The following is a 14,380-nucleotide window of genomic DNA, read 5'->3' as shown; positions in this document are numbered from 1 at the left end:
GTCCCCATGGCCGAAACCAAGCCGAAAGGCCGCTTCAACTCCGACCTCACGCAGGTGTGGATCGGCGTCGCGCTGATCGCCATCACCGGTTTCGGGCCAGTGATCGCCGGCAATTCCTACTGGATCCACACGTTCCAGCTGGTCAACATCTACATTGCCGCCGCGATCTTCCAGAACATGCTGTTCGTCGATGCCGGCCAGAAGTCGTTCGGCCAGGGCGCCATCCTCGGCCTGGCGGCCTATGTCGCCGCGATCCTTTACGGTCTGCACGGCTGGTCTTTCGCCGCCGCGTCGCTGGGCGGCGTCGTCGCCGCCATGCTCGGCGGCCTGCTGTTCGCTCTGCCTGCGCTGCGCGTCCAGGGCTTCCACCTCGGCTTCGTCACCATGAGTGCGGCGATCGTCTTCCCGCAGCTGCTGGTGACGCTCGACAAGTGGACCAACGGCATCAACGGCATCAGCGTCACCGTTCCCGCGCTGACCGACCCCGCCGTCTTCGGCATGTCGCCGCTGGCTATCGCGGTCGCCGTGTTCCCGATGATCGCGCTGTTCGTGCACTACGGCATCCGCCGCTCGAAGCTCGGCCGCAGCATGTTCGTCGCCGCTCTCAGCCCCGAGGCGGCGCGCTCCCTCGGCATCAAGCCGGGCGTGATGCGCTTCATCGCCTTCGTCATCGCTGCCATCGGCACCGGCATCTGCGGCATCCTCTATCTGCCGACGGTTGCCTTCGTCAGCCCGCAGGGCTTCAACATCGAGCTGTCCTTCGTCTTCTTCTTCGCCGTCGTCGTCGGCGGGCGCGGACAGATGCTCGGCCCGATCATCGGCATCTGGATCGTCTTCATCCTGCCCAACATCCTGCTCGCGCAGTTCGTCGAATACCGCCTGCTGATGTACGGGACCCTGACGCTGCTGGCCGTGATGGCATTCCCCGATGGCATCGTCGGCTCGATCGAGCGCCTGCGCGCCAAGCGCAAGCAGACCGGTGGCGGCGAGCAGGCCTTCCGCATCGACGGCTTCCTGGCCGACCTGCAGGCCGGCAAGGCGTCGCGCGAGCCGAGCGAGGAGATCGCCGTCGAGGTGCGCAACGGCACCAAGAAGTTCGGCGAGGTGGTTGCCGTCAGCGCCGTCGACCTCAAGGTCCGCAAGGGCGAGGTGCATGGCCTGATCGGTGCCAACGGCTCGGGCAAGACCAGCCTGCTCAACGTACTGAGCGGCCTGTCGCGCCTGAATTCGGGCTCGTTCATGATCAACGGCGTCGACGCCACCAGCATGGCCGCCGACCGCATCGCCAACATGAGCCTCGGCCGCACCTTCCAGGCGCCGCGCATCTTCAGCCAGATGTCCCTGTGGGACAATCTCAAGATCGGCATGGATGCCCGAGTCGGCCCGGCCAGCGCCGACATCACCTCGCTCGCCAAGGCGATGGAGGAGAGCTTCGGCCAGGACAGCGCCACGCTGCTGTCGCATGGCCAGCGCCGTCTGGTGGAGGTGATGCGCACGGTGCTCAAGGAAGCGACCATCGTGCTGTTCGACGAGCCGGCCGCCGGCCTGTCGCAGAGCGAGCGCACCAACTTCGCCAATCTCGTCAAGTTCCTGAGCCGCCAGATGGGCAAGACCGTCATCCTCGTCGAGCACGACCTCGACCTGGTGTGGGGCATTGCCGACACCATCACGGTGCTGGAGCAGGGCCGGGTGGTTTCCTCGGGTAAGCCGGACGTGGTCGCCAAGGATCCGGCGGTGCAGCATATGTTCGTGGGGTCGCGCCATGCTTGAGGTCAAGAATCTGGTAGCCGGCTACGGCACCATCCCGGTGCTGCGCGACGTGTCGCTGACGGCCAAGGCGGGCGAGATCCTGCTGATCGGCGGCGAGAATGGCGCCGGCAAGTCGACGCTGATGCGGGCGATCGCCGGCTTCAACAAGCCCGACAGCGGCGAGATCCTGCTCGACGGCAAGCCGATCGGCGGGAATGCGCCGGAAAAGGTGGCGCAGTCGGGCCTGCGGCTGGTGCTCGACGGGCACCGGGTGTTTCCCGAGTTGAGCGTCTTCGACAACCTGCGCATGGGCGCCGCCGCCCGCCGGGGCGATCGCGCCGGCTTCAACAATGCGGTCGAGGAGATCTACTCGGTCTTCCCGATCCTGAAGGAGAAGCAGAAGCTTTACGCCCGCGACCTCTCCGGCGGCCAGCAGCAGATGCTGGCGCTCGGACAGGCCTTCATTGCCCAGCCCAAGGTGCTGCTCTGCGACGAACCATCGATGGGCCTCGCCCAGGCGCTGCTGCCGCCGATCCTCGCCTTCCTGCGCCGCTGGGCGCAGACGGGCACGGCAGTGGTCATCGTCGAGCAGCATCTGGCGGTGACGGCACCATACGCCGACCGCGCCATGATCATCGAGCGCGGCCAGGTGAAGTTCTCGTGCCTTGCCTCCGAGCTCGACGAGAAGCTGAACGCCCCGGCGACCGCAGCGGCGGAGTAAGGGCATGTACGGGGACGAGGCTTTCGGCGCCACTGCCGGAGATGCCGAAAACGCACCGCGCCCCTACATCAGCTTCCGGGGCAAGGTCGAGCCGCACTGGCTCGACGTGAACCGGCACATGAACGTGTCCTGGTACGACCGGGTTTTCGACATCGCCGAAAGCGACTTGTTCGAGGTTTTCGGTATCCATGACGACTACATCAGGCACACCAGCTACAGCTTCTTCAGGCTGGAGAAGAGCGTTCGCTACGAGCGTGAGCTGATGCCCGACGCACGGCTCGAGGCGCGCAGCGTGGTGCTGTGGACCGACCTCAAGCGCGTCCACCATTTCCACGAATTGTGGAATGTCGACCAGAACTACCGCGCGGCGACCGTCGAGGGCCTGTCGATCCATGTCGACCTGCGCCTGCGCAAGGCGGCCAGGATCGTCGAGCGCGACGTCGCCGATCCGCTGACGAGGCTTGCCGCAGAGCACGCGCGCCTGCCATGGCCGAATGGCGTGGCACGACGAGACTTCAGGAAATAGACGTGACGTTTGCCGCCGATCTAGAATTCGACTACGTCGTCGTCGGCGCGGGCGCCGCCGGCTGCGTGCTTGCCGCCCGCCTGTCCGAAAACCCGAACGCGCGGGTCGCGGTCATCGAGGCCGGCGGGCTGGACAAGGGCATGCTGATCCGCATTCCCGGCGCCAATGTCGTGACCGGCACGCATCCGGCTTACAACTGGAGCTACGAGAGCGAGCCGGTGCAGGCGCTGGGCGGGCGCAAGCTCTATTGGGCGCAGGGCAAGATCGTCGGCGGGTCGAGCTCGATCAACGGCATGATGTACATGCGCGGGCATCGGCGCGACTACGACAACTGGAAGGCGCTCGGCAACGACGGCTGGGGTTATGACGACGTCCTGCCGTATTTCAGGAAATCGGAGACCAACGAGCGCGGCGCCAGCGACATCCATGGCGACAGCGGGCCGCTGCAGGTTTCCAGGGGGCAGGGCACCGCGCCCGTCTGCGACATGTTCCTCGACGCAGCCGCCCAGGAAGGCCTGCCGCTGACCGACGACCTCAACAAGGACGCGGCGGAAGCCTTCGGCCATGTCGACCTGACCGTCGGGCGTGGCAGGCGCTCGAGCACTGCTTCCGCCTTCCTGCACCCGGCGTCGAAGCGGCCCAACCTCACGCTGATCGTCGACGCGCCGGTGCTGCGCGTGGTGATCGAGGCCGGCATGGCGACAGGCGTGGTGTTCGCACATGAGGGGCGGACACGGGTGGCGCGGGCGGTGAAGGAAGTGATCCTGAGCGGCGGGGCGGTGAACTCGCCGCAGCTGCTGATGCTGTCCGGCGTGGGCGAGGCGGGCAGCTTGCAACGCCTGGGCATCAAGGTCGCCGCCGACCGGCCCGAAGTGGGGCGGAACCTGCAGAACCATCCCATGTACCGGCTGATGTACACCACGACCAAGCCGGTCAGCGCCTACAGTCACGTCAGCCCGTGGGGCGCGCTGAAGGCCGGCGCGCAGTACGCGTTGCGGCGCCGAGGCGTTCTGAGCCGCGGGCTGTTTCCGACATCGGGCTATTTCCACGCCATCGAGGGCGATCCGGGCAGCGAGATCCAGGTCTGCATGGCGCCGGCGACTGTGATCCGGCGCGGGCCGGGCGTGCTCGGCATCCTGCCGCGCGAACACGGCTTCACGCTGCTGCTCAACCACGGTTCGCCCTACAGCCGCGGGCAGGTGACGCTGAAATCGGCCGAGCCTTTGGCGCACGCGGCGATCTCGCCCAACTATTTCTCCGACCCACGCGACCTCAGAATCCTGGCCGAAGGCGCCGACCGGACACGCGCCATCGTCAACCAGCCAGCGCTGCGCGGCTTGCTCGACAAGGAATTGCTGCCGACGCGCCCGATCCGCTCGCTCGACGATATCGCCGACGACATCCTGGCGACCGCGGTGACGCACTACCACGCCGCCGGCACCTGCCGGATGGGCGCGGATGCGGACTCCGTGGTCGATCCGCAGCTGCGCGTTCGTGGCGTCGACAGGCTGCGCGTCGCCGACGCCTCGGTCATGCCGGTGCTGGTCAATGGCAACACTTATGCGGCAACCGTCATGATCGCCGAGAAGGCGACCGACATGATCACGGCAGCGGCCTGAAACTAAGCAAACGAATTCATTGATTTAGCGATTAGAGATGATGGAGTAGACGAGATGGAAAAGCGCGTTCTCGGCCGCACGGGCCTCGAGGTTTCGGTCGTCGGCCTTGGCTGCAACAACTTCGGCGGCATGATCAGGTCGCTCGACACCGATGCCGCCCGCAAGGTCGTGCACGCCGCGCTCGACGCCGGCATCACGCTGCTCGACACCTCCGACTCCTATGGCGTCAACGGCGGCTCCGAGATCACGCTGGGCGAAATCCTCGGCGACCGGCGCAAGGAGGTGTTTCTTGCGACCAAGTTCGCCTCGCCGCTGAACCGCGAGAAGAGCAACCGCTACAACGGCTCGCGCGGTTACGTCATGGGCGCCGTCGAGGACAGCCTGCGCCGGCTCAAGACCGACTACATCGACCTCTACCAGTATCATTTCCCGGACCCGCAGACGCCGGTCGAGGAGACACTTCGCGCGCTTGATGATCTCGTGAAGCAGGGCAAGGTGCGCTATCTCGGCTGCTCGAACCTGCCGGCGTGGATGCTGGTCGATGCCAGCTGGACCTCGCGACACCATAATCTGCACGGCCTGCAGTCCACGCAGGCCGAATACAACCTCATCTCGCGCGCCACCGAGACCGAACTGTTCCCGGCGATGCGCCGCACCGGCATGACGCTGCTGCCCTATTTTCCGCTGGCGAGCGGCCTTTTGACCGGCAAGTACCGCAAGGGCCAGGCCATGCCCGAGGACACGCGCATGAGCATGGCCTATTTCAAGGCCGGCCTGACCGACGCCAATCTCGACAAGGTCGAGAAACTGGTCGCCTTCAGCGAAGCGCGCGGCCGGACCATCCTCGAACTGGCGTTCTCGTGGCTCGCCTGCCAGCCGATCGTTTCCAGCGTGATCGCAGGTGCGACCCGCCCGGAGCAGGTTGTGGCCAATGCGGCGGCGGCCTCGTGGAAGCTGTCGACTGCCGAACTCGCGGAGATCGATACGATCTGCCAGTGATTGTGCGGCGCACAAAGTTGCCTCGCCGTTAGTCCCTTTGGACGATTGCACCCCTTGGCGGGGAGCGTAGTTTCCCGTCAGCTACCAAGTTGAATTGTCAGCGGAAACCCTTGAAATGAGCGATCTGGTTGAGCCGCGCACGGCAGACATCACCTATGAGACGGCCGAGCCGGTCCTCTACGAGACCGAGGGGCCGATAGCCTGGGTGACGATGAACCGCCCGACGTTCAACAACGCCCAGAACTCGCAGATGACCTATGCGCTCGACGACGCCTTCAAGCGCGCCGTCGACGACGATGCCGTGAAGGTCATCATCCTGCGCGGGGCGGGCAAGCATTTTTCGGCCGGCCACGACATCGGCACGCCGGGCCGCGACGTCAACAAGACCTTTGACCGCCGCCTGATGTGGTCCGACCACACCAACAAACCGGCAGCCGAAATGCTCTATACCAGGGAGCACGAGGTCTATCTCGGCATGTGCCGCCGCTGGCGCGACCTTCCCAAGCCGACGATCGCGCTGGTGCAGGGCGCCTGCGTCGCCGGCGGGCTGATGCTCGCCTGGGTCTGCGATTTCATCGTCGCCACCGACGATGCCTTCTTCCAGGACCCGGTCGTGCGCATGGGCATTCCGGGCGTCGAGTATTTTGCGCATGCATTCGAGCTGCCGCCGCGCGTTGCCAAGGAATTCCTGATGATGGGCGAGCGCATGCCTGCGGCACGCGCCGAGCAGTTCGGCATGGTCAACAAGGTGGTAACCCGCGACGAGCTCGAGGGTGCCGGCCGGGCCATGGCCGAGAAGCTGGCGCAATATCCGCGCCTCGGCCTCTGGCTGTCGAAGCAGGCGATCAACCATGTCGAGGACCTGCGCGGCAAGCGCACCGCCATGGACGCGCACTACCACATGCACCATTTCGCCCATGCCCAGAACGACCTGACCACCGGCAACACGCTGGGCGGGCAGGACGCCAGGAGCATGGCCGCCGCCAACAAGAAGCAGGCCGGCGAGGCCTGAGCCCGCCGCTGCCGACCAACGGGAATTTCCAAGCGTGGATCTGTACTACACCGACGAGCAGAAGGCCTTCCGCCAGGAAGTGCGCTCCTGGCTCGAAAAGCATGTGCCCGAAACGCCGCTGCCGTCCTTCGACGCCAGCCGCGAGGGTTTTGAGGCGCACCGCGCCTGGGAGCGGGTTCTGGCCGACGGCCGCTGGGGCATGGTGACCTGGCCGGAAAGCTACGGCGGGCGCGGCCTCGACCTGATCCAGTGGCTGATCTTCGAGGAAGAATATTATCGGGCCGGCGCGCCGCTGCGCGTCAACCAGAACGGCATCTTCCTGCTCGGCCCGACGCTGATGGAATATGGCACCGACGAGCAGAAGGCCCGATTTCTGACCTCCATGGCCTCGGGCGACGAGATCTGGGCGCAGGCCTGGTCCGAGCCGCAGGCGGGTTCCGACCTGGCGTCCGTGCGCGCGACAGCCGTGCTCGAAGGCGACGAATATGTGCTGAAGGGCCACAAGATCTGGTCGTCGCGCGCCGTCTTCGCCGACTGGGCCTTCGGCCTGTTCCGCACCGATCCTGCCTCGCAGCGCCACAAGGGCCTGTCGCTGATCTTCTTACCGCTCGACGCACCCGGCGTGCGGGTGCAGGCGATCCCGCAGATCGATGGCGAGACCGGCTTTGCCGAAATCTTCCTCGATGACGTCCGCGTTCCGGCCTTCAACCGACTTGGCGGCGAAGGCGAGGGCTGGAACATCTGCATGGCGACCGCCGGCTTCGAGCGCGGCCTGATGCTGCGCAGCCCGGCGCGCTTCCAGGTGGCGGCGCGCAAGCTGGTCGAGCTCCACAAGGCGCATGAGGCCGAAGTCGAGCCGACGGTGCGCGCGGCGGTGCTGCAGTCGTGGATGGACGCCGAGGCCTATGCGCTGTCGATCTATGCGACAGCCTCGCGCCTTGCCGCCGGCGGCCACATCGGCGCCGAGGCCAGCACCAACAAGATCTTCTGGTCGGAAATGGACATCGCCATGCACAAGGCGGCATTGTCGATCCTGGGCGCGCGCGCGGAACTTTTGCGCTCCGCACCCGAGGCCGGCGACATCGGCCGCTGGCTGGACGGCTATTTCTTCTCGCTGGCCGGGCCGATCTATGCCGGCTCGAACGAGATCCAGCGCAACATCATCGCCGAGCGCATGCTCGGGCTGCCGCGCGCATAAGGAGGGACGAAAAGATGGATTTCCGTTTCTCCGAAGAGCAGACGATGACGGCGGATGTCGTCCGCGAACTGCTCACCGACGTCTGCCAGCCGGCCGACCTGCGCCGCCTGATGGGCGAGGGCGCTGCCCGTGACGAGGCCCGCTGGGCCAAGATCGTGGAGATGGGTCTTGCCGGCGCGCTGGTGAGCGAAGACCGGGGCGGGCTTGGCCTCAAGGCAATAGACTTCGTCCAGATCGCCGAAGCCTGCGGTTATGCTGGATTGCCGGAGCCGCTGGTCGAGAACGCCGGCGTGGCGCTGCCGCTGCTTGCTGCATTTTCCGGCAACGCCCGTGCAGCTGCCTTGCTGGAACGAGCGCTTGCGGGCGAGGTGACGGTGACCGTCGCCCATCCGGCCAATCCGTTCGTCGCCGATGCCGACACTGCCGAAGCCGTGCTCGTCGTTCGCGACGGTGCCGTGCATCTGGTCGAAACTGCCAGGGCAAAGATCGTGGCGCAGCCGAGCGTCGATCCGTTCCGCCGGCTGTTCACCGTCGAGTTCGAGCCGAGCGCCGAGACGCTGATCGCCGGCACAGACGAGGCGGCGGCACCGCTTGCCGCCGCGCTCGACCGCGGGGCCCTGGTCGCCGCCGCGCAGATGCAAGGCATCGCCCAGCGCTGCGTTGACCTCGGCGTTGCCTATGCCAAGGAACGGCAGCAGTTCGGCAAGCCGATCGGCTCCTACCAGGCTGTGAAGCATCATCTGGCGACCGCTCAGGTGAAGATCGAGTTCGCCCGGCCGGTGCTGCATGCGGCGGCCGCCCAGCTGGAGCAGGGCGATCTCTACAGCCGCGCCCGCATCTCGCAGGCCAAGCTCGCCTGCGCGGATGCTGCGGACGTTGCAGCCCGCACCTCGATCCAGGTGCATGGCGCCATGGGCTATTCCTGGGAGGTGGATGTCCACTTCTTCCTCAAGCGTGGCATCGCGCTGACAAGTTGGTGGGGCGGCACTGCCTTCCACCGCGAGCGTGTCGCCGCCCGGGTCTTTGCGCGTCCGCTCGGACCTGAACACACCTTTGCCAGAGAGGCGGAAAATGCCTGAAGCCTATATCGTCGACGCCATCCGCACGCCGGTCGGGCGCAAGAAGGGCTCGCTTGCCGGGTTGCATTCGGCCGATCTCGGTGCCCAGCCGATCAAGGCGCTGATGACGCGCACCGGCATCGACCCGAACGCGGTCGACGACGTCATCTATGGCTGCACCGACACGATCGGCTCGCAGGCCGGCGACATCGCCCGCACCTGCTGGCTGGTGGCTGGATTGCCCGACCATGTGCCGGGCGTGACCGTCGACCGCCAGTGCGGTTCGGCCCAGCAGGCGGTGCATTTTGCGGCGCAAGCCGTGATGAGCGGCACGCAGGACCTGGTGATCGCCGGTGGCGTGCAGAACATGAACATGATCCCGATGGCGTCGGCCATGCTGGTCGGTCCGCAATTCGGCATCTCCGATCCGTTCAGCACTTCGCCGGGCTGGATCGCGCGTTATGGCGACCAGGAGGTCAGCCAGTTCCGCTCGGCCGAGATGATCGCCGAGAAGTGGCAGTGCAGCCGCGACGAGATGGAGCAGTTCGCGCTCGAAAGCCACCAGCGCGCCATTGCCGCCATCGACGCGGGCCGTTTTGCCGGCGAGATCGTGCCGGTTGGTGACTTCGCCATCGACGAGACGCCGCGCCTCGACACCTCGCTCGACAAGATGGCGACGCTGAAGACGCTGATCGAGGGTGGTCGCGTGCATGCCGGCGTGGCCAGCCAGAATGCGGATGCCTCGGCGGCGCTGCTGATCGCCTCGGAGCAGGCGGTGAGGGATCACAACCTCAAGCCGCGCGCCCGCATCCACCACATCAGCGTGCGTGGCGACGATCCGGTGTGGATGCTGACGGCGCCGATCCCGGCGACCCGCCACGCGCTGGCCAAGACCGGCCTCAAGATCGAGGACATCGACCTGTTCGAGTGCAACGAGGCCTTCGCCTCGATCCCGCTGGCCTGGATCAAGGACCTCGGCATTCCGCGCGACAAGGTCAACGTCAATGGTGGCGCCATCGCGCTCGGCCATCCGCTGGGTGCCACCGGCGCGCGCATCATGACGACGATGCTCAACGAACTCGAGCGCCGCAACGGCCGCTACGCGCTGCAGACCATGTGCGAAGGCGGCGGCCAGGCCAACGTGACCATCATCGAAAGGCTCTGACCATGCCGTGCTATGCCTTCGAGGGCATCGTGCCGGTGGTCGATCCGACCACCTACCTGCACCCGACGGCGGTGCTTATCGGCGACGTGACCATCGGGCCGCGCTGCTACATCGGCCCCGGTGCCTCGCTGCGGGGCGATTTCGGCCGCATCACCGTTGTCGGCGACGCCAGCGTGCAGGACAATTGCACACTGCACACCGGTTCGGGTTCGGACTGCATCGTCGGGCGCGGCGCGACGGTCGGCCATGGTGCGATCCTGCATGGCTGCACGGTGGGCGAGAATGCGCTGATCGGTATGAATGCCGTGGTGCTGGATGGAGCCGTGATCGGCGACGACAGCCTGGTGGCGGCGCTCAGCCTGGTGAAGAACGAGGTGGTGACTCCTCAGCGCAGCCTGGTCGCCGGCAATCCTGCCAAGGTGATCAAGGAAATGCCGGAACAGGCGATCATCTGGCGCAATAATGGCGACGGCGAATACCAGCGGCTGGCCGACCGGTCGCTCGCCGACCTCGTGGAATGCGAACCGCTCCGTACCCCGGAGCCCGACCGCAAGCGCAATGCCGGCCAGGCGCGCGCCGTGCGGCTGTCGACCAAGACAAAGTGAGAAGGACTGACATGGCAGGGATCTGCGAAAACAGGGTTGTGATCGTCACCGGCGCCGGCCGCGGCCTCGGCCGCGCCTACGCGCTGGGACTGGCGGCCGAGGGCGCCAAGGTCGTGGTCAACGATCTCGGCGTAGGCACCCATGGCGACGCGACGGCGGAGACGCCAGCGCAGCAGGTGGTCGACGAGATCAGGGCCATGGGCGGCCAGGCCGTCGCCAACTATGACGATGTCACCGATTTCGAGGCCGGCGGCCGCATCGTCAAGGCCGCGCTCGACGCCTTCGGCGGGCTGCATGCCGTGGTCAACAATGCCGGTTTCGTGCGCGACCGCATGTTCGTGTCCTGCACGCCCGACGAATGGGACGCGGTGCTGCGCGTGCACCTGCGCGGCCATTTCTGCGTCAGCCGCCACGCGGTCGACTACTGGCGCGCCCAGCAGAAGGCCGGCAAGCAGGTCGACGCACGCATCATCAATACCTCGTCGGGCGCAGGCCTGCAGGGCAGCATCGGCCAGAGCGCCTATTCGGCGGCCAAGGGCGGCATCGCCTCGCTGACGCTTGTGCAGGCTGCCGAGTTGCGCCGCTACGGCATCACCGCCAACGGCCTGGCACCGAATGCGCGTACCCGCATGACCGAAACCGCGTTCGCCGAGGCGATGCAGGCCAAGGACGGCGAGTTCGACATTTTTGCCCCCGAAAACACGGCACCTCTGGTCGCCTGGCTGTGCAGCTCGGCGTCTGCCGACGTGACCGGCCAGGTCTTCGAGCTGATCGGCGGCAAGATTCGGGTCTGCCTCGGCTGGAACGACGGCCCCGAGTTCGACAAGGGCAGCCGCTGGGAAGCGGCCGCGCTAGGCGACAAGATCAAGGATCTGGTGGCGGCGCGTCCGGCCGCGAAGCCGGTCTACGGCTCGTAAGCCAGCAGCATCGCCGACAAGCATCGAGGGCGTCGGGCAACCGGCGCCCTTTTTCTTTGTCCCGCTGCGTTGCCTCGCGCGCCCCAGTTGACGGTATGCGAATAGCAAGACGGGACGGCGCCTTCGCACCCTCCCGTCTGATGTCGTCCGAAAAATCAGCTGGCTGCGCCGAATCCCTTGTCAGGGCGCAGATCTGCGCGTCAGGCGGCGTTGCCGGCGGGCACCTCTTCGCGCAGGACGTTCTTGAGCACCTTGCCCTGCGGGCTGGTCGGCAGCGAGGTCCGGATATCGACGCTGCGCGGGCACTTGTAGTTGGCCATGTTGGCGCGCGACCAGTCGATGATTTCTTTTTCGCTCGCCGTCGTTCCCGGACGTAGCACCACATAGGCCTTGCCAACCTCGCCGAGGCGCTCGTCGGCCACGCCGATGACGGCAACGATGCCGATCGCCGGATGCTGACTCAGAATGCGCTCGATCTCGGCCGGATAGCAGTTGAAGCCGCCGGTGATGTACATGTCCTTGAGACGGTCCTCGATGCGCAGATTGCCGTTGGCGTCGAAATAGCCGATGTCGCCGGTGTGCAGCCAGCCATCCGGGTCGATGGTCTTGGCGGTTGCCTTGGGGTCGTTGAAATAGCCCTTCATGACGATATAGCCGCGGATCACCACCTCGCCGGGCTTGCCGTCGGGCTGGAATTGGCCGTCTTCGCCCAAAATGCGGACCTCGACGCCCGGCGAGGGCTTGCCGGCGGTGTTGGCGATGACGTCGTCAGGGTCGGAGGCCAGGCACATGGTGCCGTAGCCGCCACATTCGGTCAGGCCATAGCCATTCACCACGCCGGCGATGCCGAGATCCTCGCGCATGCGGCGGATGAGGATCGACGGCACGACCGCGCCGCCGGTGACGCCGAGGCGCAGGCTGGAGGTGTCGAAAGACTTCAGTTCCGGATGCTGCAGCATGCCCTGGAAGATGGCCGGCGGTCCGGGGATGACGCTGATCTTTTCCTCGGCCACGCGCTTGAGGATCTCGCCGGCATCGTAGGTGAGATGCGGCATCAGCACCGCGCCGCGCATCAGGGAGACGATGGCGCCGGAACGGTAGCCGAAGGCGTGGAAGAAGGGCGGGATGACGAGGATGCGGTCGTGCTCGCGGATGCCGACGCGCGTCGCCCAGGCGTCGATGGCCTGGAGGCACTGCCGGTGGCCGTACATGACGCCCTTCGGATAGCCCGTGGTGCCGGACGTGAAGAGCATGTCGCAGAGATCGTCGGGCCCGACCGATGCCTCCCGCTCGGCGAGCTCGGAATCGCTGACCGTGTCGCCGGCAGCAACGAAGCTGTCCCACTCGGCCTCGCCACCGCGCGGATCGCCGATGACCACCACCTGGCGCAGCAGTTCGCGGGTTTCCGGCTTCAACTGGTCCGGATAGTAGGTGCCCAGGAACTCGCCCACCGAAAACAGCATCGATGTGCCGCTGCGCTTGACCAGTTCGGCGATCTCGGCGCCCTTGAAGCGCGTGCTGGCAGGGATGAGGACGGCACCGACGCTCACCAGGCCGAGCGCGGTTGCAAACCATTTCCAAGTGTTGGGCGCCCAGATCATGATCCGGTCGCCCTTCTGCACACCGGCTGCGATCATCGCCTTGGCGACGCGCTTGCGCATGGCGTCGAGCTCGACGAAGTTCAGCTTGACGCCGTCCTCGATGGCCGTCCGCGTGCCGTAGACCGTGGCCGCTCGCGCGCAGAGCGCGGGGATGGTGGTGAACTTCCAATCTGCGTCTTCGATGATCATCAATCTACCTGGAGGCGCGGCATATGAGACGGTTCGGCTGGGCGGATGCGCGGCAGCCGGGCTGGTTCGGCCGGAACATAGGCGTCGGCTGCCGGCCGGCATCGTCCGAAGGGACGAATAAACCTTACGACGGCCGACTTAAAGGCGTGTAGGACTACACGCAACAGCGTGTGAGAGACGATGCCAGAGCACGCCTGGAGTGACGACATGAGCAATGCCCCTGAAGGTTCGGCCAGCTTCGCGGGAAGGGTGGTGATCGTGACCGGCGGTACCAAGGGCATCGGCCGGGCCATCGCCGAAGGCTTCCTCGGCGCCGGCGCGACCGTGGTCGTCTGCGCCCGCACCGAGCCCGACAGCCTGCCCCATGCGGGCGGGCGCCGTGCGATCTTCATGCAGTGCGACGTGCGCACGGCACAGGCCTGCAAGGAACTGGTCGACCGCGTCGGCGAGGAGCATGGCCGCATCGACGTGCTGGTCAACAATGCCGGCGGCTCGCCGCATGTCGATGCAGCGACCGTGTCGCCGCGCTTCTCCGATGCCATCGTCAACCTCAATCTCATGGCACCGATCTACCTGTCCCAGGCGGCCTACCAGTGGATGGCGAAGCTGCCGGAGGGCGGCAGCATCGTCAACATCGCCAGCCTTTCCGGGCGCCGCCCTTCGCCTGGCACGGCCGCCTACGGTGCGGCCAAGGCAGGCCTCCTCAGCCTGACCACCAGCCTGGCCCAGGAATGGGCGCCGAAGGTGCGCGTCAACGCCATCGTCGTCGGCCTGACCGAGACCGAGAAGTCCGATGAGACTTATGGTTCGAGCGAGGCGCAGCAGGCGATCGCCGCCTCGGTGCCGATGAAGCGCATGGGCCGCGGCGACGACATCGCCAGGGCGGCACTCTATCTCGCCAGCCCGGCGGCCACCTTCGTGACGGGTGCCACGCTCGAGGTCCATGGCGGCGGCGAGACGCCGCTGTTCCTCGACCTCATCAAGCGCCACGCGCCTCCGGCGGTGGAATGACCGCTGGCCC

General features: G+C 66.5%; 13 protein-coding genes. 12 read left to right on the top strand and 1 reads right to left on the bottom strand.

Going from position 1 to position 14,380, the window contains the following annotated elements:
* Positions 1 to 6 precede the first annotated feature (6 nt).
* The 11 genes from J2X50_RS00360 to J2X50_RS00310 all read left to right on the top strand — a co-directional run bounded on the left by J2X50_RS00360 (position 7) and on the right by J2X50_RS00310 (position 11,569).
* Positions 7 to 1,770, top strand: a complete 1,764-nt coding sequence (locus J2X50_RS00360; RefSeq protein ID WP_429090493.1) for an ABC transporter permease subunit — start codon at positions 7 to 9, stop codon at positions 1,768 to 1,770.
* Complete coding sequence (locus J2X50_RS00355) at positions 1,763 to 2,470, top strand: ABC transporter ATP-binding protein (RefSeq protein WP_429090491.1); 708 nt, start codon at positions 1,763 to 1,765, stop codon at positions 2,468 to 2,470. The genes J2X50_RS00360 and J2X50_RS00355 overlap by 8 nt, the downstream gene beginning before the upstream one ends.
* 4 nt (positions 2,471 to 2,474) lie before the next feature.
* The gene (locus tag J2X50_RS00350; RefSeq protein WP_429090490.1) at positions 2,475 to 2,996 is read left to right on the top strand and encodes a thioesterase family protein; all 522 of its coding nucleotides are present in this window, start codon (positions 2,475 to 2,477) and stop codon (positions 2,994 to 2,996) included.
* Between the two features lie 2 nt (positions 2,997 to 2,998).
* A complete protein-coding gene (locus J2X50_RS00345; RefSeq protein WP_429090488.1) occupies positions 2,999 to 4,615 on the top strand; it encodes a GMC family oxidoreductase in 1,617 nt (538 codons plus the stop codon).
* Positions 4,616 to 4,669: 54 nt separating this feature from the next.
* Positions 4,670 to 5,614: an aldo/keto reductase gene (locus tag J2X50_RS00340; RefSeq protein ID WP_429090486.1), complete on the top strand. Its 945-nt coding sequence runs from the start codon at positions 4,670 to 4,672 to the stop codon at positions 5,612 to 5,614.
* A 115-nt stretch (positions 5,615 to 5,729) separates the two neighbouring features.
* Positions 5,730 to 6,626, top strand: coding sequence for an enoyl-CoA hydratase (locus J2X50_RS00335; protein ID WP_429090484.1), 897 nt, complete (start codon positions 5,730 to 5,732; stop codon positions 6,624 to 6,626).
* Positions 6,627 to 6,660: 34 nt separating this feature from the next.
* Positions 6,661 to 7,824: an acyl-CoA dehydrogenase family protein gene (locus J2X50_RS00330; protein WP_429090482.1), complete on the top strand. Its 1,164-nt coding sequence runs from the start codon at positions 6,661 to 6,663 to the stop codon at positions 7,822 to 7,824.
* Between the two features lie 14 nt (positions 7,825 to 7,838).
* On the top strand, positions 7,839 to 8,903 hold the full coding sequence (locus tag J2X50_RS00325; RefSeq protein WP_429090480.1) for an acyl-CoA dehydrogenase family protein: 1,065 nt from the start codon (positions 7,839 to 7,841) through the stop codon (positions 8,901 to 8,903).
* Positions 8,896 to 10,047, top strand: coding sequence for an acetyl-CoA C-acetyltransferase (locus tag J2X50_RS00320; protein WP_429090478.1), 1,152 nt, complete (start codon positions 8,896 to 8,898; stop codon positions 10,045 to 10,047). The genes J2X50_RS00325 and J2X50_RS00320 overlap by 8 nt, the downstream gene beginning before the upstream one ends.
* Before the next feature lie 2 nt (positions 10,048 to 10,049).
* Entirely contained in the window at positions 10,050 to 10,652 is a 603-nt protein-coding gene (locus tag J2X50_RS00315) for a gamma carbonic anhydrase family protein (RefSeq protein WP_429090476.1), read from the top strand.
* A gap of 11 nt (positions 10,653 to 10,663) precedes the next feature.
* Positions 10,664 to 11,569 carry an SDR family oxidoreductase gene (locus tag J2X50_RS00310; RefSeq protein ID WP_429090474.1) on the top strand — a complete coding sequence of 302 codons (906 nt, stop codon included), beginning with the start codon at positions 10,664 to 10,666 and terminating at the stop codon, positions 11,567 to 11,569.
* 200 nt (positions 11,570 to 11,769) lie between these two features.
* Here the strand turns inward: J2X50_RS00310 and J2X50_RS00305 are convergent, their stop codons facing one another.
* Positions 11,770 to 13,359, bottom strand: coding sequence for a FadD3 family acyl-CoA ligase (locus J2X50_RS00305; RefSeq protein WP_429090472.1), 1,590 nt, complete (start codon positions 13,357 to 13,359; stop codon positions 11,770 to 11,772).
* Positions 13,360 to 13,566: 207 nt separating this feature from the next.
* Between J2X50_RS00305 and J2X50_RS00300 the strand changes: the two genes are divergently transcribed.
* The gene (locus tag J2X50_RS00300) at positions 13,567 to 14,370 is read left to right on the top strand and encodes an SDR family oxidoreductase (protein ID WP_429090470.1); all 804 of its coding nucleotides are present in this window, start codon (positions 13,567 to 13,569) and stop codon (positions 14,368 to 14,370) included.
* Positions 14,371 to 14,380 lie beyond the last annotated feature (10 nt).

The sequence above is a fragment of the Aminobacter sp. BE322 genome (assembly GCF_050433525.1).
Lineage (GTDB): Bacteria > Pseudomonadota > Alphaproteobacteria > Rhizobiales > Rhizobiaceae > Aminobacter.
Note: the sequence above shows the minus strand (reverse complement) of the source record. Positions and strands in the feature narration are given on the sequence as shown.